Origin of the sequence: Brevundimonas sp., assembly GCF_046295075.1 — a bacterium.
GTDB lineage: Bacteria > Pseudomonadota > Alphaproteobacteria > Caulobacterales > Caulobacteraceae > Brevundimonas.
In genome coordinates, this window is sequence record NZ_JBKBOC010000003.1 from 26,782 (window position 1) to 45,491 (window position 18,710).

20 protein-coding genes and 1 tRNA gene are annotated in these 18,710 nt (G+C 66.5%); 17 read left to right on the forward strand and 4 right to left on the reverse strand.

Annotated elements, in window-relative coordinates:
* Window positions 1-28: 28 nt before the first annotated feature.
* The 3 genes from ACK4MH_RS03500 to ACK4MH_RS03510 all read left to right on the forward strand — a co-directional run bounded on the left by ACK4MH_RS03500 (window position 29) and on the right by ACK4MH_RS03510 (window position 2,414).
* A complete protein-coding gene (locus tag ACK4MH_RS03500; RefSeq protein WP_409714818.1) occupies window positions 29-991 on the forward strand; it encodes a M28 family peptidase in 963 nt (320 codons plus the stop codon).
* Window positions 988-1,479: a hypothetical protein gene (locus ACK4MH_RS03505; RefSeq protein ID WP_409714821.1), complete on the forward strand. Its 492-nt coding sequence runs from the start codon at window positions 988-990 to the stop codon at window positions 1,477-1,479. Before ACK4MH_RS03500 ends, ACK4MH_RS03505 begins: the two co-directional genes overlap by 4 nt.
* Before the next feature lie 326 nt (window positions 1,480-1,805).
* Window positions 1,806-2,414, forward strand: coding sequence for a sugar transferase (locus ACK4MH_RS03510; RefSeq protein ID WP_409714824.1), 609 nt, complete (start codon window positions 1,806-1,808; stop codon window positions 2,412-2,414).
* On the opposite strand, the gene rpiA is transcribed toward ACK4MH_RS03510, so the two are convergent.
* Both rpiA and glmU read right to left on the reverse strand, forming a co-directional pair.
* The gene (gene rpiA / locus ACK4MH_RS03515; protein WP_409714827.1) at window positions 2,411-3,094 is read right to left on the reverse strand and encodes a ribose-5-phosphate isomerase RpiA; all 684 of its coding nucleotides are present in this window, start codon (window positions 3,092-3,094) and stop codon (window positions 2,411-2,413) included. The two genes, ACK4MH_RS03510 and rpiA, sit on opposite strands and share 4 nt — an antisense overlap.
* Window positions 3,091-4,443 carry a bifunctional UDP-N-acetylglucosamine diphosphorylase/glucosamine-1-phosphate N-acetyltransferase GlmU gene (glmU, locus tag ACK4MH_RS03520; protein ID WP_409714830.1) on the reverse strand — a complete coding sequence of 451 codons (1,353 nt, stop codon included), beginning with the start codon at window positions 4,441-4,443 and terminating at the stop codon, window positions 3,091-3,093. The genes rpiA and glmU overlap by 4 nt, the downstream gene beginning before the upstream one ends.
* Before the next feature lie 58 nt (window positions 4,444-4,501).
* Between glmU and ACK4MH_RS03525 the strand changes: the two genes are divergently transcribed.
* The 3 genes from ACK4MH_RS03525 (at window position 4,502) to ACK4MH_RS03535 (ending at window position 6,742) form a co-directional block, all read left to right on the forward strand.
* Window positions 4,502-5,221 (forward strand): HAD-IA family hydrolase, encoded by a 720-nt coding sequence (locus ACK4MH_RS03525; RefSeq protein WP_409714833.1) that lies wholly within the window; start codon window positions 4,502-4,504, stop codon window positions 5,219-5,221.
* Between the two features lie 100 nt (window positions 5,222-5,321).
* The gene (locus tag ACK4MH_RS03530; RefSeq protein WP_409714836.1) at window positions 5,322-6,611 is read left to right on the forward strand and encodes a dicarboxylate/amino acid:cation symporter; all 1,290 of its coding nucleotides are present in this window, start codon (window positions 5,322-5,324) and stop codon (window positions 6,609-6,611) included.
* Window positions 6,612-6,667: 56 nt separating this feature from the next.
* A tRNA-Val gene (locus ACK4MH_RS03535) sits at window positions 6,668-6,742 on the forward strand.
* Window positions 6,743-6,760: 18 nt separating this feature from the next.
* Here ACK4MH_RS03535 and ACK4MH_RS03540 read toward each other — a convergent pair.
* The gene (locus ACK4MH_RS03540) at window positions 6,761-7,690 is read right to left on the reverse strand and encodes an ROK family protein (protein WP_409714839.1); all 930 of its coding nucleotides are present in this window, start codon (window positions 7,688-7,690) and stop codon (window positions 6,761-6,763) included.
* Window positions 7,691-7,934: 244 nt separating this feature from the next.
* Between ACK4MH_RS03540 and ACK4MH_RS03545 the strand changes: the two genes are divergently transcribed.
* The 4 genes from ACK4MH_RS03545 to ACK4MH_RS03560 all read left to right on the forward strand — a co-directional run bounded on the left by ACK4MH_RS03545 (window position 7,935) and on the right by ACK4MH_RS03560 (window position 11,218).
* Window positions 7,935-8,075 (forward strand): hypothetical protein, encoded by a 141-nt coding sequence (locus ACK4MH_RS03545; protein ID WP_167762578.1) that lies wholly within the window; start codon window positions 7,935-7,937, stop codon window positions 8,073-8,075.
* Between the two features lie 66 nt (window positions 8,076-8,141).
* Window positions 8,142-9,512 (forward strand): class II 3-deoxy-7-phosphoheptulonate synthase, encoded by a 1,371-nt coding sequence (locus ACK4MH_RS03550; RefSeq protein WP_135195768.1) that lies wholly within the window; start codon window positions 8,142-8,144, stop codon window positions 9,510-9,512.
* A 90-nt stretch (window positions 9,513-9,602) separates the two neighbouring features.
* Complete coding sequence (locus tag ACK4MH_RS03555) at window positions 9,603-10,178, forward strand: prephenate dehydratase domain-containing protein (RefSeq protein ID WP_409714843.1); 576 nt, start codon at window positions 9,603-9,605, stop codon at window positions 10,176-10,178.
* A gap of 281 nt (window positions 10,179-10,459) precedes the next feature.
* Window positions 10,460-11,218, forward strand: a complete 759-nt coding sequence (locus ACK4MH_RS03560; protein ID WP_409714846.1) for a chorismate mutase — start codon at window positions 10,460-10,462, stop codon at window positions 11,216-11,218.
* A gap of 45 nt (window positions 11,219-11,263) precedes the next feature.
* Here the strand turns inward: ACK4MH_RS03560 and panC are convergent, their stop codons facing one another.
* The gene (gene panC / locus ACK4MH_RS03565) at window positions 11,264-12,124 is read right to left on the reverse strand and encodes a pantoate--beta-alanine ligase (protein WP_409714849.1); all 861 of its coding nucleotides are present in this window, start codon (window positions 12,122-12,124) and stop codon (window positions 11,264-11,266) included.
* Window positions 12,125-12,199: 75 nt separating this feature from the next.
* Here panC and ACK4MH_RS03570 point away from each other — a divergent pair, with 75 nt between their 5' ends.
* The 7 genes from ACK4MH_RS03570 (at window position 12,200) to fabF (ending at window position 18,710) form a co-directional block, all read left to right on the forward strand.
* Window positions 12,200-12,877: an SPOR domain-containing protein gene (locus tag ACK4MH_RS03570; RefSeq protein WP_409714852.1), complete on the forward strand. Its 678-nt coding sequence runs from the start codon at window positions 12,200-12,202 to the stop codon at window positions 12,875-12,877.
* Window positions 12,878-13,006: 129 nt separating this feature from the next.
* Entirely contained in the window at window positions 13,007-13,843 is an 837-nt protein-coding gene (locus tag ACK4MH_RS03575; protein ID WP_409714855.1) for a division plane positioning ATPase MipZ, read from the forward strand.
* A gap of 7 nt (window positions 13,844-13,850) precedes the next feature.
* Complete coding sequence (locus ACK4MH_RS03580; RefSeq protein ID WP_409714858.1) at window positions 13,851-14,279, forward strand: J domain-containing protein; 429 nt, start codon at window positions 13,851-13,853, stop codon at window positions 14,277-14,279.
* 750 nt (window positions 14,280-15,029) lie between these two features.
* Window positions 15,030-15,986 (forward strand): ACP S-malonyltransferase, encoded by a 957-nt coding sequence (gene fabD / locus ACK4MH_RS03585; protein WP_409714861.1) that lies wholly within the window; start codon window positions 15,030-15,032, stop codon window positions 15,984-15,986.
* Between the two features lie 141 nt (window positions 15,987-16,127).
* Window positions 16,128-16,868, forward strand: coding sequence for a 3-oxoacyl-[acyl-carrier-protein] reductase (fabG, locus tag ACK4MH_RS03590; RefSeq protein WP_346495433.1), 741 nt, complete (start codon window positions 16,128-16,130; stop codon window positions 16,866-16,868).
* A 179-nt stretch (window positions 16,869-17,047) separates the two neighbouring features.
* Window positions 17,048-17,287: an acyl carrier protein gene (locus ACK4MH_RS03595; RefSeq protein ID WP_008264317.1), complete on the forward strand. Its 240-nt coding sequence runs from the start codon at window positions 17,048-17,050 to the stop codon at window positions 17,285-17,287.
* Window positions 17,288-17,438: 151 nt separating this feature from the next.
* Entirely contained in the window at window positions 17,439-18,710 is a 1,272-nt protein-coding gene (gene fabF, locus ACK4MH_RS03600; RefSeq protein ID WP_409714864.1) for a beta-ketoacyl-ACP synthase II, read from the forward strand.

Here is an 18,710-nt window from a genome sequence, read left to right on the forward strand (position 1 = left end):
AGAGTCTGGGGTCTGTTTTGGAGCCTGTATGAATCGTTCGACCCTCTGCCTTGTCTTGACCGGCGCCGCCCTGATCATCACCGGCTGCAACGCCGTTCCCGTCGCAACGACGCCTGTCGCCTCTGTCACGCCCGTCGCGACGGGGCCGAGCCAACTGCTGGAGGACGTTCGCATTCTTTCAGCGGACGACATGCAGGGGCGCGACACCGGCTTCGAGGGGGGAGAGCGCGCACGCGCCTATATCGTATCCCGGCTGGAAGCCATCGGCGTGCAGGCGCCGCCGTTCGGGCGCTTGCAACCGTTCGAGGCGCCGGGCCGCACGCGCGAAGGCGTCAAGACGTTCAGCGGCGTCAACATCGTCGGCCTGATCCCCGGAACGCGCGTTGCTGATCGCTACATCGTCGTGACGGCGCACTACGACCACGTCGGCGTCAATGACGGTCAGATCTTCCATGGCGCGGACGACAACGCTTCGGGCGTGGCGACCATGCTGGAACTGGCTGCGCGGCTGAAGGCCCAGCCGCCGGAACACAGCGTGCTGATCGTGGCTCTGGACGGAGAGGAGCGGGGCCTGTTGGGCGCGCGCGAGTTCGTCAAGGCGCCGCCGGTGCCGCTGTCGTCGATCAGCCTGAACCTGAACTTCGACATGACGGCGCGGGCCGAGACCGACGGCCATCTGTGGGTCACCGGCACCTATCAACATCCCAATTTGCGGCCGGTGCTGGAAGCCGTGCAACCGAACGGGGCCGTGTCCTTCGCTTTCGGCAAAGACACGCCGCAGGATACGGGCGAGAACAATTGGGTCGAGGCGTCCGACCACGGCGCCTTCCACGCGGCGGGCGTGCCCTTCCTCTATATGGGTGTGAACTATCACCCCGACTATCACCGCCCCAGCGACACTTTCGAGCGGATCACGCCGTCGGTCTTCACCAGCGCGACCGAGATCGCCATCGCCGGATTCCGCGCCCTGGATCAGGCGCTGGATCGATGAGACGTCGCCTTGGTGCGATCGTCGTCATGGGCTTGCTTGCCCTCAGCGCCTGCGAGCGTCGGGAGGCGGCGGCGCCAACACCTGAAACCGCACGGTTCAGTCATCGACTGAGCGCCGACATCTCGGGCGACTATCGCCCTGTCGGCCAGGAGAGCAGCCAGGTGGCGTCGCTGTTCGTCGGCCAGGCGACGGCGTTCACGGCCTGGGAGGCGGGACAAGGCGGCACGGCGCCGCTGATCCTGTCGTTGACCGGGCCGCAGGGGCCGATGCGGGTTACGCCCGACGCCTATGCGATCACCGACGACACGGTGCAGATGACGGGTTCGGCCTCGGACGGCGGCATCGTGCGGCTGCAGGGGCGGATCGACCAGGGCGCGCTGGCGACGGCGCGGCGCAATCTCGGCGACCAGACGCCCGTCATCACCGGAACGGTTTCGGTGGATGGGCAGCGCACGGACTTTGCGCTGAGCTGGTGGGGCGGCGACTGATCAGAGGATAGCGCGAACGGCCAGATAGACCCCGGTCGCGATCAGAATCCAAAGAAGCACGCTGAGGCCGACGACAAAGCCCACAGACCGGATTCCAGACCAGCGCGGTTCGGCATCAACAGTAGTCGGTTCGCTGGATCGGGGAGATTTCTCGGTCACAATCAACTTATGGTAGCATGTTGATTGGCGGTCAATCTCGATGCGACGACTGCCGCATTTAGGTTGATAATTTCACAACCCTGAGAAATGATGATTCTTGGGGGACTGGGTGAATGTCGACAATGGAGGTTGCCGGGCGTCGGGTTGAGCCTGCGCGTCCTGTCACCATGCGGCGTGGCGACGGCGATTTCGGGCCGATCCGCTTTATGGATGTCGTTCTGTCATCGTGCGCCCTGGTGATCCTGCTCCCGCTGCTGGCGCTGACCGCCCTGGCGGTGAGGGCGCAGGACGGAGGCCCGGCGCTCTTTCGCCAGCAAAGGATCGGACGAGGCGGACGGGTGTTCGACTGCCTGAAGTTTCGGTCCATGACCATCGACGCCGAGGCCAGCCTGCCGGACCTCGTGGACGCGGAATGGAATGCAGCGCGGAAGTTTCGACGCGATGCTCGGGTGACGCGCCTGGGCCGTGTCTTGCGCCTTTCCAGCCTGGATGAACTGCCGCAACTACTGAACGTGCTGAGGGGCGAGATGTCGCTGGTTGGACCGCGTCCGATTGTGATGGACGAGGCGACGCTGTATGGGCGTCGTCTGGCCGACTATTGCGCCGTGCGGCCGGGCCTGACGGGGCTTTGGCAGGTGTCGGGCCGCAACGACGTGCCCTATCCGCGTCGGGTGGCGATGGATGTCTGGCTGGTCAGGAACCGGACGGTGCGCGTCTATTTGAGCATCCTGGCGCGCACGATCCCGGCGGTGTTGAGTCGCAAGGGCGTCTATTAGGGCAGGCGTTCCTCGAAACCGTCATCCGTGCCGATGATGGCGAGGTCCGCAAGGTCCAGGAACAGGCCGTGTTCGACCACGCCGGTGATCAGCTTCAGATCGTCGGCCAGACGAACCGGATCATGGATGGCCTTGCAGCCGGCGTCGTAGATCAGGTTGCCGCCGTCGGTGCGGACCAGGCCGCGATCCGCCTGGCGCACGCGGGCCGGCTGGTTGATGTCGTGGTCGATCAGGACGTCGGCGATGCGGTTGGCCGTGGTCTTGTGGCCGAAGGCGACGACCTCGATCGGCAGGGGAAAGGCCCCCAGCATCGGAACCACCTTGGCGGAGTCGGCGATGACGATGCAGCGGGCCGAGGCCTCCCACACCAGCTTTTCGCGCAGCAGGGCCGCGCCGCCGCCCTTGATCAGGGCGAGACCGGGGCCGACCTCGTCGGCGCCGTCGACGGTCAGGTCGATGCGGGGCGTGTCTTCCAACGTGGACAGGGTCAGGCCAAGCTCACGCGCCAGATCGGCGGTCTTTTCCGAAGTCGGGACGCAGCGCAGCCCGGACAGGTTGCGCGCCGCCAGCGCCTTGACGAACCAGGCGGCGGTCGAGCCGGTGCCCAGGCCGACGACCATGCCGGCCTCGACATGGGCGGCGGCCGCCTCGCCGGCGTTCTTCTTTTGCAGATCGCTCATTTGGATTTTGCGGCTTTCTGAGCTTTCGCCTTCTCGCGGAAGGCGGCGCCGGCGTCCGGCTTGAGAGTCTGACGAGCGCGGCCGAAGGCAAGGGCGTCAGCCGGCACGTCCTCGGTGATCACAGAGCCCGAGGCGACGATGGCGCCGTCGCCGATGACGACCGGAGCGACCAGGCTGGAGTTCGAGCCGACGAAGGCCCCGGCGCCGACCTGGGTTCGGGCCTTGTTGAAGCCGTCGTAGTTACAGAAGATGGTCCCGGCGCCGATGTTGGCGCCCGCGCCGACCGATCCGTCGCCCAGATAGGCTAGGTGGTTGGCCTTGGCGCCCTGGGCCATCTTGACGTTCTTCACCTCGACGAAGTTGCCGACCTTGACCCCTTCGGCCAGGTCAGCGCCGAAACGCAGTCGGGCATAGGGACCGACCTCGGCGCCGGAGGCGACGCGGGCGCCTTCGATGTGGCTGAAGCTGCGGATACGAGCGCCGCCCTCGATCACCGCGCCGGGACCGAAGACGACGAAAGGTTCGATCACGGAACCTCCACCGACCTGGGTGTCCCAGGCGAAATGGACGGTGTCGGGCGCGGCCATGGCGACGCCGGCGGCTAGGAAGGCGTCGCGCTGGACGCTCTGGAACAGGGCCTCGGCCTGGGCCAGTTCTGCCTGGGAGTTGACGCCCATGACGGCGTCCTCGGCGGCGAAGACGGCGCGGGTCGGACGACCGGCCTTGCGCGCCAGTTCGACAACGTCGGTTAGATAGTATTCGCCCTTGGCGTTTGCGTTGGTCACGTCGGCCAGCAGCGAGAAGAGCAGGGCGGCGGGGGCGGCCATGACGCCTGAGTTGCAGGCGGTGATGGCGAGCACTTCGGCCGAGGCTTCCTTGGCCTCCGTGATGGCGGTCAAGGCGTCGCCGTCTAGGATCAACCGCCCATAGGCGCCGGGATCGCGGGCCTCGAAACCGATCACCGTCAAGCCGTCCGCGTTGAAGACAGGTTCGATGTCGGCGGCCTTCAGCAGGGGCACGTCGCCATATGTGACGACCACCTCGCCGTCGAAGCCGGCCAGCGCCTGTTCGGCGGCGCGGACGGCGTGGCCGGTGCCCAGCGGCGGGTCCTGGACGGCGACGGCGGTCTCGCCCAACCGCTTGACCACATGGGCGCGGACCTCGGGGGAGTGGGTTCCGACGACAACGACGATCCTTTCGCAGCCCAGGCCTTCGGCCGCGTCGATGGCGTGATCCAGCATGGCGCGGTGCGCGACCGGGTGCAGCACCTTTGGCAGGGGCGACTTCATCCGCGTGCCCTGGCCGGCGGCGAGAATGATGGCGGCGCGGGCGCGCGTCTGGCTGGTCATGAATCGTCTCGCAGTCTAGTCGTCCTGCGATCTAGCCCATCATGCGGGCCAGCGGGAGATGTGGATGACCAATCGCGATCTGGAAGGCTGGACTATCGCCTTCGATCTGGATGGGACGCTGGTCGATTCCGCGCCGGATCTGATCGGAACCCTGAACCGGCTGCTGGTCGAGGAGGGTTTGCCGCCCGTGCCGATGGAATCCGCCTCGACCCTGATCGGCTCGGGCGCGCGGGCGCTGCTGGTTCACGGCTTCGAGGCCGCCGGGGCCTCGGTCGAACGGGCGCAGTCCGACGAACTGTTCGAACGGTTCCTGGTCGATTACGCCGCCCACATCGCCGACGGGTCGCAGCCGTTCGAAGGCGTGGTCGAGACGCTGGACCGGCTGAGCGAACGCGGAGCGATCCTGGTCGTGGCGACCAACAAGCGGTCGGATCTGTCGGAGCTTCTGCTGGAGAAGCTGGACCTGACCCGACATTTCGCCGCCATCGTCGGGCCGGACCGGGTCAGCGCGCGAAAACCCTCCGGCGCGCATCTGAAGGAGGCGGTCGTCAAGGCCGGCGGCGATCCAGAGCGGGCCATCATGGTCGGGGACGCGGCGCCCGACGCGGATGCGGCCAAGGATGCGGGCATGCCGTGCATCCTGGTCACCTTCGGCTTCACGCCCGTGCCGGTCGAGGAACTGGGCGCCGACGTGCTGATCGACGATTTCGAGGATGTCGAGGAAGCCATCGACGGCATCCTGTCGGACTTCTACGTCATGAAGGCGCTGAAATTCTGAGCGGCGCCGACAGGAAATCTGTCGGCTGAATGATCGCCGGAGCGGTTGCGGATCGACACGGCGAGGGACAGATTGGCGCACCCCTGTTGAAAGCAACTCCATGCTCGCCAGATTTTTCAAAATCCCCCTGTGGCAGCGCACCGCGGCCGGCTTCATCCTCGGCATCATCGCCGGGCTGATCCTGCGGGAGCGGGCCGAGGTCTGGCTGCAGCCGATTGGCGATGTCTATCTGAACCTGATCCGCATGGTGGTTGCGCCCCTGGTGCTGTTCACCATCGCCAGCTCCATCGCCAAGCTGGGCGAGGGGGCCGGGGCGGTGCGGCTGGGCGTGCGGACCATCGCCTGGTTCGCCATCACCTCTCTGCTGGCCGTGCTGGTCGGGTTCGCGTTCGGGCACATCATCAATCCGGGCGTCGGCCTGTCCAACCTGCCGCTGGGCGAGGTCAAGGACCGGGTGATTCCCACGCCGCTCGAAGTGCTGATCGGCGTTGTGCCGACCAATCCGTTCACCGCCCTGGCAGAGGGCAAGGTGCTGCAGATCATCTTCTTCTCGGCCCTGGTCGGGATGGCGCTGGTGGCGCTGGGCGACCGGGCGCAGGGGGTGCGGCGGCTGGTGGACGAAGGTGCGGCCGTCATCTTCCGCATCACCCGCTGGGTGATCCAACTGACGCCCATCGGCGTGTTCGGCCTGATCGGCTCGGTCGTCGGCGGTTATGGCTGGGAAGCCCTGCTTCCGCTGCTGAAGTTCATTCTGGCCATCTATGCGGCCTGCCTGTTCCACATCCTGATCGTCTATTCGGGCCTGCTGAAGTTGCATGGACTGAAGGTCACCAGCTTCTTCCGCGGCGCCTTCGCGGCCCAGCAGACGGCGTTCGCGACCTCATCGTCGCTCGGCACCCTGCCGATCACTCTGCGCCAGACGGTTGAACGGCTGGGCGTGCCCCAGGCCTATGCCGCCTTCGCCGTGCCTCTGGGGGCCAATATGAAGATGGACGGGTGTGGGGCCATCTATCCGGCCATCGCCTCGATCTTCATCGCCCAGTATTTCCAGATCGACCTGACCCTGACCCAATATATCTTGATCGGCCTGACGGCGGTTCTGGGCTCGCTGGGCACCGCCGGCGTGCCGGGAACCTCCATCGTCATGCTGACCCTTACGTTGTCTACCGCCGGACTGCCGCTGGAAGGCATCGGCTATATCGTCGCCATCGACCGAATCATCGACATGATGCGCACGGCGACGAACGTGACCGGCCAGATGCTGGTCCCGGTGCTGGTGGCCAAGGAAGAGGGCATCCTGAACGAGGACATCTACAACGGCCACGTCGCCTGGCTGCCGGGCGACCCGGAAGCCGACACGGCCGAAGGTGTTCGCGCCGCCGGAATCTGAAACAGGCGCTTGCGCGGGGACGGCGACCGGGCTATGTCGCCGCCTCCGCAAGGCAAGGACGCGTAGCTCAGCGGGAGAGCACCTCGTTCACACCGAGGGGGTCACAGGTTCAATCCCTGTCGCGTCCACCATCTTCCCCCATTTCTGATCTAGCCTTGAATCGCCCAGTCTTGCGGCCATTGGCCTGTGATCGAGCGATAGGCGAGCGCAAAGGCGCCGATCAGGCCGGCCGAGGCGCCGGCGGTCGGAGCCGCGACATAGGCGTCCATGTCGAGATCACGGAGGCTGGCGTCATAGCCGCCCAGCTGTCGGATCAGCGCCTGCCGAACCAAATTGTACATATGCGGCTGCATCACGCCGCCGCCGATGATGATTCGCTCGGGCCGCAGCGCGTACGTCAGGTTCGTGCAGAGGCCGCCGATATATTCGGCCGCCATCGCCCACGCCGGGTGGTCTGTCGCAAAGGTTTCGGTCGGCTCGCCCCAGCGGGCCTGGAGGGCAGGGCCGCTGGTCAGGCCTTCCAGACAGTCGCCGTGGAAGGGGCAGACGCCCGCGAACGTCTCGTCGCCCTTTGCGCGGGGCAGGCGGATATGACCGGCTTCGGGATGGTTCGCCCCGCCATGAGGCGCGCCGCCGATCATCACCCCGACGCCCACGCCTGTCCCGACCGTGACGTAGCAGAAGCTGTCCAACCCCTTTCCGCTGCCAAACAGGCGTTCGCCGATGGCCGAGCCGTTCACGTCGGTGTCCAGCGTCATCGGCACATCCAGCGTGCGCCGCAGATGGGCGAGCAGATTGACGTTGCTCCAGCCGGGTTTGGGCGTCGTGGTGATCGCGCCGTAATCGGCCGCGTCAGAGCGCAAGGAGAGCGGGCCGAAGCTGCCGATCGCCAGCGCCGCCAGCTTGCCGTGGCGCGCCTGGGCCTCGACGAAGAAGGCGGCGACGGCATCCAGCGTCTCGTCAGGCGTGGTGGTGGGGATTCGGATCTGGTCGATGATCCTGCCGCCGACGTCCGCGACGCCGCAGATGAATTTGGTGCCGCCGGCCTCGACGCCGCCGAGCAGAATGGGTTGGGTCATTGTGGCTCGCCTGTTGGGTGCGACGAAGGTTCGCGGGACTGAACGCGGAGTGCCTTAACGCGTTTATCGCTCATGACCCTTCTTGCTCGCATATTGATCACGCTGGACGCCACGACGAAGATTCTGACACGCAAGGAAAGGCTGCTGTGAGGAGCAATCCGTGCGCGGCGGGATTTGGCGATTGCGTTGAACGCGATGCATCGCCACCTTCACCGTCAGACTAGGACATGAGACGAGGACGCCAATGGCCCGCAAACCCAACTACAGCTTCGAGCGTCAGGAACGCGACCGCGCGGCAGCCATAAAGGCAGCCGAGAAGGCGGCGGCCAAGGCCGAACGCAAGGCCGAAACCGCGACTGAAAAGGCGCCGCCCGCCGAAGACTGACGCTTTACCGCAAAATCCATCCGTCTTTTCGTTGTTTGGACAGGCGCAAAGTCCTATTCTTGCACGATGACACGCTGGACCCCCGAAAGCTGGAGAACCAAGACCGCCCTGCACATGCCGGCGGACTATCCAGATCCCAAAGCCCTCGCCGTCGTCGAGGACGAGTTGCGCGCGTTGCCGCCGCTCGTCTTCGCGGGCGAGGCGCGCCGCCTGACGTCGAAACTGGCCCAGGTGGAGCGTGGCGAGGCCTTTCTGCTTCAGGGCGGGGACTGCGCCGAGAGCTTCAAGGAGTTCTCGACCGACAACATCCGCGATACCTTCCGCCTAATCCTGCAGATGGCGGTCGTCCTGACTTTCGCCGGGCGCAAGCCGGTGGTGAAGGTCGGCCGGATCGCCGGTCAGTTCGCCAAGCCGCGCTCGTCCCCGCTGGAAGAGATCGACGGCGTCGAACTGCCCAGCTATCGCGGCGACATCATCAACGGCATGGGGTTCACGCCGGAAGAGCGCGTGCCCGATCCGCAGCGTCTGATCCGGGCCTATAACCAGTCGGCCTCGACCCTGAACCTGCTGCGGGCCTTCGCCGGCGGCGGCTATGCCGACCTGTACAATATCCACCGCTGGACCCTAGGCTTCGCGGGCGACAACGCCGCCGGCGCCCAGTACCGCGAACTGGCCGACAAGATCACCGAGGCCTTGGCCTTCATGGAGGCTGTCGGTGTCACGCCCGAGACCCATCCGGACCTGAGCCGGGTCGAGGTCTTCACCAGCCACGAAGCCCTGCTGCTGAACGTCGAGAGCGCCCTGACGCGTCTGGACGGCGGGTCGGGCGAATGGTTCGACACCTCGGCACACATGCTGTGGATCGGCGAACGCACCCGTCAGCTGGACGGCGCCCACGTCGAGTTCATGAAGGGGATCAAGAATCCCATCGGCGTGAAGTGCGGACCGACCATGACGGCCGACGACCTGCTGCCGCTGATCGACGCCCTGAACCCGGACAATGTCTCGGGTCGATTGACCCTGATCGGCCGTTTCGGACACGACAAGGTCGGCGAGCGCCTGCCCAAGCTGATGCGCGAAGTGAAAGCCTCGGGCCGCAAGGTCATCTGGTCGATCGACCCGATGCACGGCAATACGCTGAAGGCCGGCAACGGCTACAAGACCCGGCCGTTCGACCGGATCCTGGGCGAGGTGCGGACCTTCATCGATGTGGCCGAGGCCGAGGGCGTCCACCCCGGCGGCGTTCACCTCGAAATGACCGGCCAGAACGTCACCGAATGCATCGGCGGCGCCCAGGCCGTGACCGAGGACGACCTGTCCAACCGCTATCACACCCATTGCGACCCGCGCCTGAACGCCGACCAGGCGCTTGAGTTGGCGTTCCTGGTCGCAGAACGGCTCAAGGCGGGGCGGGTCGCGCAGTCGGCGGCGGCCTAGCCCCCGTCAGCGCCTAAAATGCGGGCTGATCCGGTCATGGTGACGCCATCTCCGCAGCGCCAGATCGGGACGATTCCGAGGTAGTGATCGATGGAAATTGCGGCTCAGATTGACGAAAAGCCCGGCCGGGTCGCCTATCAGGGCGCTCCCGGGTCGTTCAGCCACGAGGCCTGCCTGGCTCTGCGGCCGTGGGACGAGGCGGTGGCGTTCGAGACCTTCGCCCAGGCGCTGGATGCGCTTCGGGCCGGCGATTGCGGCTGCGCCCTTATCCCGGTCGAGAACTCGACCATCGGCGTCGTAGAGCCGGCGGCGACGCTGGTGGGCGGACTTGGCGTGAAGCCTGTGGCCGAGGTCTGGCGGCCGATCCGTCACGCCCTGATGGCGACGCCAGGCGCGCGGTTGTCTGACATCAAAACGGTGGAAAGCCACCCCATCGCCCTGGCTCAGTGCAAGGGCACGCTGGCCGGGCTGAACGTCGAGGTGATCGAACATTTCGACACCGCAGGCGCAGCGCGCGATGTCGCCGAAGCGGGTGATCCGACGCGGGCGGCCATCGCCCCCGTCGGCGCCGCAGAGGTCTATGGCCTGTCGATCCTGCGCAACGACTTGCAGGATTCCAGCGATAATCAGACGCGTTTTGTCCTGTTGAGCTTCCCAAAGGGTTGACGGCGCACGGTCTTTGCGTCCTTAAGACCTGCACGGATCGCAAAACGATCCGCATAACCGGAACCGGACCATGTCCCGCCAGCGCGCTCTTTCTGTTTCTTCCGACCGTTCGCGCGCGGTTTCCGGCCTCTATTTCGGCTACGGCTTTTACGGCTTTCGATACGCCGGCTGAGGCGTCGGGCGCTCTTCGTCCCTGACAGTCTCACCGGCGACCGCTCTGGATCAGAGCGGCTGTTCGCCCTTGCACATATCGAAATCCAGAATGCCGAAAGCCCGATCCCATGCCCAATTCCAACGTCCAGCAAGTGTGGCCTGACATGGCCGACCTGACGCCCGAGCAGCAGGCGCTCGCCGCCCTGCGCGCCGAAATCGACAGCATCGACGACCAGATCCTGGCCCTGTTCGAGCAACGCCTCGCCGTGGCCGCCACCGTGGGCCGCGCCAAGGATGCGCCGACAGGCCCGCATACCAAGCTGCGTCCCGACCGCGAGCAGACCGTGTTGTCGCGGATGCTGAAACAGGCTCAGCCCGAGAACGCCGAGGCGGTCGAGCATCTGTGGCGCGAGATCGTCGGCTGGGGCTTGGCGCGCCAGGGCCGGTTGCAGGTGCAGGTCTGGGCGCCGATCGAACCGACCCGCGCCTATGACGGCGCCCGGCTGCGCTTCGGCGCCGCCGCCGACATCAAAATGGTGCGCGATCCCCAAAAGGCTCTGGCCTTCGCCGCTGAAGGGCACGGCATCGCGGTGCTGGCGATCAACACCGAGGACGCCTGGTGGATGGGCCTGCGCCGCGAATGGTCGATGCTCAGCGTCTTCGACGGATACGGCGGCGAGACGCCGACGTCGCTGGCCGTGGGTAAGATCGATCCGCCAGCGCTGCCGAAAGGCCGCCGCGTCGTGGTGACGGCCGGTGGAGACGCGGGCGACGGCGGCGGCGCGCGGCGCTGGGGCCTGAATACCCATCACGGCTGGACCATCGCCCTGACCGACGCCGACCTGGCGCCGGGCGAGGCCGAGGGCTGCGTCGGCGCCATCGGCTGATCTGGAAGGGGCCGCATCCGACGAACGGATGCGGCCCCTGTCGTTTCAGACGGCCATATTGTCGATCAGCCGCGTCTTGCCCAGCCAGGCGGCCGTCAGGATGCGGGCGGGGGCGTCGACGATGTCGTTGCGGAACGGCGTCAGATCCTCGTCGTGGCGTATGACGACATAGTCGACGCGCTCGAACCCGGCTTTCAGGATGGCGGCATAGGCTTCGCGCTCGACGCCGGGCAGGGGGCGGCCGCTGGCGGCCTGGATGCCGGCTTCAGCCAGAATGCCGTTCAGACGCCGCGCGATCTCAAGTTCGGCTTCGGACAGGTAGCCATTGCGTGAGGACAGGGCCAGGCCCCAGCCGTCGCGTTCGGTCGGGGCGCCGACGATCTCGACCGGCAGATCTAGATCCCGCACGAAGCGACGGATGACCAACAGCTGCTGATAGTCCTTCTCTCCGAAGACAGCGACATCAGGCTGGACCTGATTGAAAAGCTTGGTGACGATCAAGGCGACGCCGCCGAACATCTGGGGGCGGAAATCGCCCTCCAGACCCAGGGCGGGGCCGGTCATGACGACGCTGGTGGCGAAGCCGTCGGGATACATTTCCTCGGCAGACGGCGCGAACATCAGGTGGCAGCCGGCGCCAGCCAGCAGACGCGCGTCTTCTTCCTGTTGTCGGGGATATTTGCCCAGATCTTCGTGGGCGGCGAACTGCGTCGGATTGACGAAGTTGGAGGCGACGACGCGGTCTGCACGGCGCGCGGCCTCGCGCACGAGGGTCAGGTGGCCTTCGTGCAAGGCGCCCATGGTCGGAACCATGCCGACGCTCAGGCCTTGTCGTTTCCAGTCCCGGACAATCGCACGCAGTTCGGCGACGGTGCGGACGACGGGGAGGGAGGCGGCGTCTATCATTATGAAGCGATTAACCTTTCCGCTTAAGCCTGTTGATGCACCAGACCGCAAAGTCTGGGCTCTAGGGTCGTGCTTATGACGCCCGCAGAAGCGACCCGTCCAGTTCTGATCGCCCTGGCCTGCGCCAGCGGCCTGGCTTTGGCCGGCTGCGGCGCGGTGGACAGCGATCCTTATCGTTTCCGTTCGATGGCCGAGAACGTCGCCGCGATCGACGTTCCGCTGACGCCCGGCACCCGCGAAGCCGGACATCGATCCGCCGAGCAGGATGGTCTGCGCCCCGCCCGGTTTACGCCGGTCAAGGTCGCCGTGATGGACCCGCACGCGATGTGGGATGCGCGCGACGCCCAGGCCGGCATTCGTCACGAGGCGGAGGATACGGGTCTGCGCGACGCCGTCATCCGCGTCACCCAGCCCGTGGTCCAGGCGGCGGCGCCCGCCGTCGTCAAGGCCGCAGCGGACGAGGCGGTCGCGCGGTTTCAGGCGCCCATGTTGCGTCCCGCCAGCCTGAGTGTTCCGACGCAGGGGCGCACGATCCAGCTGGGCGCCTATTCCAGTCCCGCCGGCGCGCAACAGGCGTGGGCGCGGCTGAGGGTCAGGTCCGATCTGTCGGGCCTGTCGCCGGTGTTCGAAGAGGTTCAGGTCAACGGCCGGAGCTTGACGCGGTTGAAGGTCGGACCGGTCTCGACCGAGACCGCCGCCGCCGTGTGCCGGTCCGCCGATGTCGCGGACGCATGGTGCGCCCGCAACAGCTGAGGACCGCCCGCTCGCCGTCCACAGGTCTGCGTTAAGGTTCCGTTGACGTTTGCCGCGTTGAGGCCGAATCTCGCCGGACCTAGGACCGCGCAGCTTGAGTCGCGCGGTCAGCACAGAGGATTCCCTCGAATGACGCAGCCGCATGTGATCGTCCTCGGCAACGAAAAGGGCGGGGCGGGCAAGTCCACCCTGGCCATCCACATCGTGACCGGCATGCTGCACGCTGGCCGGACGGTGGCGATCATCGACTTGGACCTGCGCCAGCGGTCGATGCAGCGTTTCTTCCACAATCGCCTGGCCTGGCTGGCGGCGAACGGCCAGACGCTGCCGCAGCCCTTCATTCCCGACATGGGCGACGGCAAGGCCTTGGCCAAGGCGGATGTCGCCGAGCAGATCGCCGCGTTCGAGCGCGCCTTCGACGAAGCGGCGGCGCAGGGCGTGGACTGCATCCTGATCGATACGCCAGGCGGCGACACGGCCGTTTCGAACGCCGCCCACGCCCGCGCCGATCAGATCGTGACGCCGATGAACGACAGTTTCGTCGATTTCGACCTGTTGGGGGACGTCGATCCGGTGACGCTGGATCTGCTGAAGCCGTCCATCTATTCCGAGAGCGTCTGGGAGGCGCGCAAGCAGCGGGCCATCGCCCAGGGGCGTCACGCCACCATCGACTGGTTGGTGGTCACCAATCGCCTCGCCGTCGCCGAGGCGCGCAACCGCAAGCGTCTGGAAGAGCGGATGACCAAGCTGGCCAAACGGGTCGGGTTCCGCGTCGGGCCGGGCCTGCGCGACCGGGTCATCTATCGCGAGCTTTTCCCGTTCGGCCTGACGGTGGCGGACCTGTCGAACGACATCCGGCCGGTGGCGGTGTCGCTGGCCCACGTCGCCGCACGCCAGGAAATGCGCAACCTGATGAAGGCGATGGGGCTGGAACAGGCGCTCAGCCCTTTGGACGTGGCGGCCTGATTTCCTGATGGCCTTGATCTGGCTGGCCCTGGCGGCGATCGCCGTCTGGGCGCTGGTGCGACTGGGCCGGCAGACCGAGCGAAGCGGTCGGGCGCATTGGCGCGTGACGGCGACCCTGCTGGGGGCGGTCATGCTGGCCGGCGGCGCCTTGGCGGCGTTCCGCGGGTCGTGGCTGACGGCGGCGGTCCTGGTTGGGGCGGGGCTCTATCTGGCCTGGTCCTCGCGCATCCGGCCCGTGATCCGATCCGAACCGATCAGCGAAGCCGACGCCAGCGCCGTTCTGGGCGTCGGGCCGGGCGCGAGCGAGGCCGAGGTTCGCGCGGCCTGGAAACGGGCCATGGCGCGCGCGCACCCGGATCAGGGCGGCACCGAAGGCCTGGCCATCCGCGTCAATGCGGCGCGGGATAGACTGTTAAGAAAGACCGGACGCGTCTGAGCCCGCCCTCGGCGCGAGCCGGGGCGTGGAAGGAGGCCCATTCTTGGAGGGCTGGGCGGAGCGCCGGGCCTTCGCCCGGAGATTTGAGTTTGTAAGTACCGTTTCGACGAAGGGTTGACGCTCCGCGCGGAAGGTTGGCTTGCAAGCTCGGGGCGTCGAGCGGTGGCGGTCTTATCGCCTAACCCCATAAGCCTGCGACGGGTCGGCGGGGTCTGCGAAACCCCGTCCCGAGTGCGATCGAGTATCCCCCTCGACCCTCCGACACCGCTCCATGAGTCGATGTCAGCGCGGGCCGTTTCAGACCCGCCCCCGTTCCATCCGCTCCCGCCGCCGCAAGGTCGCAGGCCAAGCGAGCCCTCCATGCGACGGGACGGGTGTATTATGCGGCGGTTTGACCCCGTGGGCAGGAGAACGGGGACATAAATCGGCAAGCGATTGGAATCGCTGCGAATGCACCAGCGGCATTGTGATGGCTGAGCGCGTTTCTCCCTCCCCTTCATGGGGAGGGGCGGCGAAGCGGGGCGCAGCCGGGGTGGGGGCGTGTGAAGCGCTGCGCCTGCTCTTACGGGCCCACCCGAATCGCTACGCGATCGTCTCTCCCCATGAAGGGGAGGGAGAGGCGCCTGTGGGACGTGGTGCGGTCCTCCTCCCGACGATGTGGGGAGGACATGACGGCAGCCACTTCGCTTGCCCTGACGGAAGTCTGGCCTTACGGGTCCGCGCCTTGATCAATGATTCAGGGAGGGGTCGATGACCCTCGCACTTCTGTTTCCGGGGCAGGGCAGCCAGGCCGTAGGCATGGGCGCGCAACTGGCCGACGCATTCCCGTCCGCGCGTGATGTCTTCGCCGAGGTTGACGAGGCCCTGGGCCAGAAGCTGTCGGTGCTGATGCGCGAAGGCCCCGAGGACCAACTGACCCTGACCGAGAACGCCCAGCCCGCCCTGATGGCGGTGTCCATGGCGGCGATGCGTGCGCTGAAGGTCGAGTTCGGCTTCGACGCCGCGACGGCGGCCTATGTCGCCGGTCACTCGCTTGGCGAATATTCGGCCCTGGCGGCGGCAGGGGCGTTGTCGCTGTCGGATACGGCGCGGCTGCTGAAGCTGCGCGGCCAGGCCATGCAGCGCGCGGTGCCGGTGGGGCGCGGCGCGATGGCCTCGCTGATCGGTCCCAAGACAGATTTGGCGCTGGCGGAAGCGGCGGCGGCGGCGGGTTCGGAAATCGGCGTCTGCGTGGTCGCCAATGACAACAACACCGGCAACATCGTCATTTCGGGCGAGAAGGCCGCCGTGGACCGGGCCATCGAAAAGGCCAAGGAACTGGGCGCGCGGGCGATCCCGCTGAACGTTTCGGCGCCCTTCCATTGCCCGCTGATGCAGCCGGCGGCGGATGAGATGGCGGCAGCCCTGGCCTCGGCGACCATCCTGGCGCCGGTCGTACCCGTGGTGGCCAATGTGCTGGCGCGGCCGGAGAGCGATCCGGAAGTCATCCGCCGACTGCTGGTCGAACAGGTGACTGGTCGGGTGCGCTGGCGCGAGAGCATGGAGTGGATGGCGGGCACGTCCGGTTCTGGGGGCGGCGTGACGCGCTTCGTCGAGATCGGCTCGGGCAAGGTGCTGACCGGCATGGCCAAGCGGATTGCGCCGGAGGCCGAGTGTCTGCCGCTGAATACGCCGGAAGAGCTGGAAGCGTTTGCCAAGGCTCTGTGATTTAGCCGCTCATCCCGGCGAAAGCCGGAGCCCATATATTTGGGCGATGAGCGTTTGGGTTTGCGCAGGAACGGTGATCCCGGCCATCCTGCGCACGAAGCACTGGGTCCCGGCTTTCGCCGGGATGAGCGGAGAATTTGAATGTTCAATCTTGCAGGCAAGACCGCGCTGGTGACCGGCGCGACGGGCGGGATCGGCGGGGCGGTGGCGCGGGCGCTGCACGCCCAGGGCGCGACCGTGGTGCTGTCGGGCACGCGCGAGGCGGTGCTGGCGGATCTGGCCAAGGAATTGGGCGAGCGGGCGCATTTCGCCACGGCGAATCTGTCGGACCCTGAGTCGGTCGACAATCTGGTCGCCGCGGCCGAGGCGGCGGCGGGGTCGCCGCTGGACATCCTGGTGGCCAACGCCGGCATCACCAAGGACGGCCTGCTGATGCGGATGAAGGACGAGGACTTCCAGTCCGTCCTGACCGTGAATCTGGAGAGCTATTTCCGCCTGACCCGTGCAGCGGTGAAGGGGATGATGAAGCGCCGCTCGGGCCGAATCATCGGCGTGACCTCGGTCGTCGGCGTGACCGGCAATCCGGGCCAGACAAACTATTCGGCGTCCAAGGCCGGGATGATCGGCTTTTCCAAGTCGCTGGCCCAAGAGGTCGGATCGCGCGGGATCACCGTCAACTGCATCGCCCCGGGCTTCATCGCCTCGCCGATGACGGATGTGCTGAACGACCAGCAGCGCGAGACCATCCTGGGCCGTATTCCGGCCGGCCGACTGGGTTCGGGCGACGAGATCGCCGCCGCCGCCGTCTATCTGTCGTCCGACGAAGCCGCCTATGTGACGGGCCAGACCCTGCATGTGAACGGCGGCATGGCGATGATTTAAGGTCGTCTGCCGTCATCACGACGCGCAACAGACTATTTCCAGCCCGAAAGCCTGTGCTAAAGGGCTAGATGCAACGGCGGTTCGGGCTTTCGGGCTTGCGTCGCCTTCGCTGCCGTGAGACGGCGATTTCTTAGCTACCCCCGCCTCCGCGGCGATTTCAAACAGGCAGAGAGACACTCATGTCCGACACCCTAGAGCGCGTTCGCAAGATCGTCATCGACCACCTGGACGCCGATCCGGACAAGGTTACGGAAAAGGCCAGCTTCATCGACGACCTGGGCGCCGACTCGCTCGACAACGTCGAGCTGGTGATGGCCTTCGAAGAAGAATTCGACATCGAGATCCCGGATGACGCCGCCGAGCACATCCAGACGGTCGGCGATGCGGTCAAGTTCATCGACGAAAAGTCGGCCGGCTGATTTCAGTCGCCGACATCGGCCGAACAGGCTGACGGTTCACAGGGCCGCCCGGCGCTCCTAGCGGAGACGCCCGGCGGCCTTTACTGTTTCTGACCCTTGGGAATCCGCGGTGATTCTGAAAGGTCGGGCTGGAGATAAGGGAGCACGCACCATGCGCCGCGTCGTCGTTACGGGCATCGGTCTGCTGACCCCCCTGGGTTGGGGCGTCGAGAAGAGCTGGAAGGGTATCGTCGAAGGACGATCGGGCATCGGTCCGATCACGTCGTTCGACACCACGGGCTATGGCTGCACCATCGCCGGAGAAATCCCGAGCGTGGATGGACGCGGCGGCGGCGGCGAAGGCGACTTCGACCCCGAAAAGATCATGTCCGTGAAGGACAGAAAGCGCGTCGACGACTTCATCCTGTACGCCATCGCGGCGGCGGACGAGGCCCTGGCCGATGCGAACTGGAAGCCCGAGACGGACGAGGACAAGGAACGCACCGGCGTGATGGTCGGATCCGGCATCGGCGGCCTGGGCCCCATCGCCGAGACGGCCATCGTCCTGAAGGAACAGGGCGTGCGACGCGTCAGCCCCTTCTTCATCCCCAGCGCCCTGATCAATCTGGCCGGTGGGCAGATTTCGATTCGGCATGGGCTGAAGGGGCCGAACCATGCGGCGGTCACCGCCTGCGCCACCGGCGCCCACGCCATCGGCGACGCGGCCCGGATGATCGCGCTGGACGACGCCGATGTGATGGTGGCGGGCGGGGCCGAAAGCTCGGTCGTGCCGATCGGCATTGCGGGTTTTTTGGCCTGCAAGGCGTTGTGCACCGCCTACAATGACACGCCGGAGAAGGCGTCGCGGCCCTATGATCGGGGCCACGCGGGCTTCATCATGGGCGAGGGCGCCGGGATCCTGGTGCTGGAGGAATACGAACACGCCAAGGCGCGCGGGGCCAAGATCTACGCCGAGGTCGTCGGCTACGGCATGAGCGGCGACGCCTATCACATCACCGCCCCGTCCGAGGACGGCGAAGGCGGGGTGCGGGCCATGAAAATGGCGCTGAAACGGGCGGGGATGCAGCCGTCGGACCTGGACTACGTCAACGCCCACGGCACCTCGACCATGGCCGACTGGATCGAGCTGAAGGGGATCGAGAGCCTGGCGGGGGATCACGCCAAGAACCTGACCGTCAGCTCGACAAAGTCGATGACGGGGCATCTGCTGGGCGCCGCCGGGGCCATCGAAGCGGCCTTCTGCGTGCTGGCGATCCGCGATCAGGTCGCGCCGCCGACCATCAATCTGGACGACCCGGAGATGGAGACGCCCATCGACCTGGTGCCCAACAAGGCCAAGCCGATGAAAATTGATGTTGCGATGTCCAACAGCTTCGGCTTCGGAGGCACCAACGCCTCGGTGATCTTCAAGAAGGTCGACTGA

What these genes read in the sequence shown, in the direction of transcription:
- ACK4MH_RS03500 (WP_409714818.1), top strand. Translation starts at nt 29, where the DNA reads ATGAATCGTTCGACCCTCTGCCTTGTCTTGACCGGCGCCGCCCTGATC.
- ACK4MH_RS03505 (WP_409714821.1), top strand. Translation starts at nt 988, where the DNA reads ATGAGACGTCGCCTTGGTGCGATCGTCGTCATGGGCTTGCTTGCCCTC.
- ACK4MH_RS03510 (WP_409714824.1), top strand. Translation starts at nt 1,806, where the DNA reads ATGCGGCGTGGCGACGGCGATTTCGGGCCGATCCGCTTTATGGATGTC.
- rpiA (WP_409714827.1), bottom strand. Translation starts at nt 3,094, where the DNA reads ATGAGCGATCTGCAAAAGAAGAACGCCGGCGAGGCGGCCGCCGCCCAT.
- glmU (WP_409714830.1), bottom strand. Translation starts at nt 4,443, where the DNA reads ATGACCAGCCAGACGCGCGCCCGCGCCGCCATCATTCTCGCCGCCGGC.
- ACK4MH_RS03525 (WP_409714833.1), top strand. Translation starts at nt 4,502, where the DNA reads ATGTGGATGACCAATCGCGATCTGGAAGGCTGGACTATCGCCTTCGAT.
- ACK4MH_RS03530 (WP_409714836.1), top strand. Translation starts at nt 5,322, where the DNA reads ATGCTCGCCAGATTTTTCAAAATCCCCCTGTGGCAGCGCACCGCGGCC.
- ACK4MH_RS03540 (WP_409714839.1), bottom strand. Translation starts at nt 7,690, where the DNA reads ATGACCCAACCCATTCTGCTCGGCGGCGTCGAGGCCGGCGGCACCAAA.
- ACK4MH_RS03545 (WP_167762578.1), top strand. Translation starts at nt 7,935, where the DNA reads ATGGCCCGCAAACCCAACTACAGCTTCGAGCGTCAGGAACGCGACCGC.
- ACK4MH_RS03550 (WP_135195768.1), top strand. Translation starts at nt 8,142, where the DNA reads ATGACACGCTGGACCCCCGAAAGCTGGAGAACCAAGACCGCCCTGCAC.
- ACK4MH_RS03555 (WP_409714843.1), top strand. Translation starts at nt 9,603, where the DNA reads ATGGAAATTGCGGCTCAGATTGACGAAAAGCCCGGCCGGGTCGCCTAT.
- ACK4MH_RS03560 (WP_409714846.1), top strand. Translation starts at nt 10,460, where the DNA reads ATGCCCAATTCCAACGTCCAGCAAGTGTGGCCTGACATGGCCGACCTG.
- panC (WP_409714849.1), bottom strand. Translation starts at nt 12,124, where the DNA reads ATGATAGACGCCGCCTCCCTCCCCGTCGTCCGCACCGTCGCCGAACTG.
- ACK4MH_RS03570 (WP_409714852.1), top strand. Translation starts at nt 12,200, where the DNA reads ATGACGCCCGCAGAAGCGACCCGTCCAGTTCTGATCGCCCTGGCCTGC.
- ACK4MH_RS03575 (WP_409714855.1), top strand. Translation starts at nt 13,007, where the DNA reads ATGACGCAGCCGCATGTGATCGTCCTCGGCAACGAAAAGGGCGGGGCG.
- ACK4MH_RS03580 (WP_409714858.1), top strand. Translation starts at nt 13,851, where the DNA reads ATGGCCTTGATCTGGCTGGCCCTGGCGGCGATCGCCGTCTGGGCGCTG.
- fabD (WP_409714861.1), top strand. Translation starts at nt 15,030, where the DNA reads ATGACCCTCGCACTTCTGTTTCCGGGGCAGGGCAGCCAGGCCGTAGGC.
- fabG (WP_346495433.1), top strand. Translation starts at nt 16,128, where the DNA reads ATGTTCAATCTTGCAGGCAAGACCGCGCTGGTGACCGGCGCGACGGGC.
- ACK4MH_RS03595 (WP_008264317.1), top strand. Translation starts at nt 17,048, where the DNA reads ATGTCCGACACCCTAGAGCGCGTTCGCAAGATCGTCATCGACCACCTG.
- fabF (WP_409714864.1), top strand. Translation starts at nt 17,439, where the DNA reads ATGCGCCGCGTCGTCGTTACGGGCATCGGTCTGCTGACCCCCCTGGGT.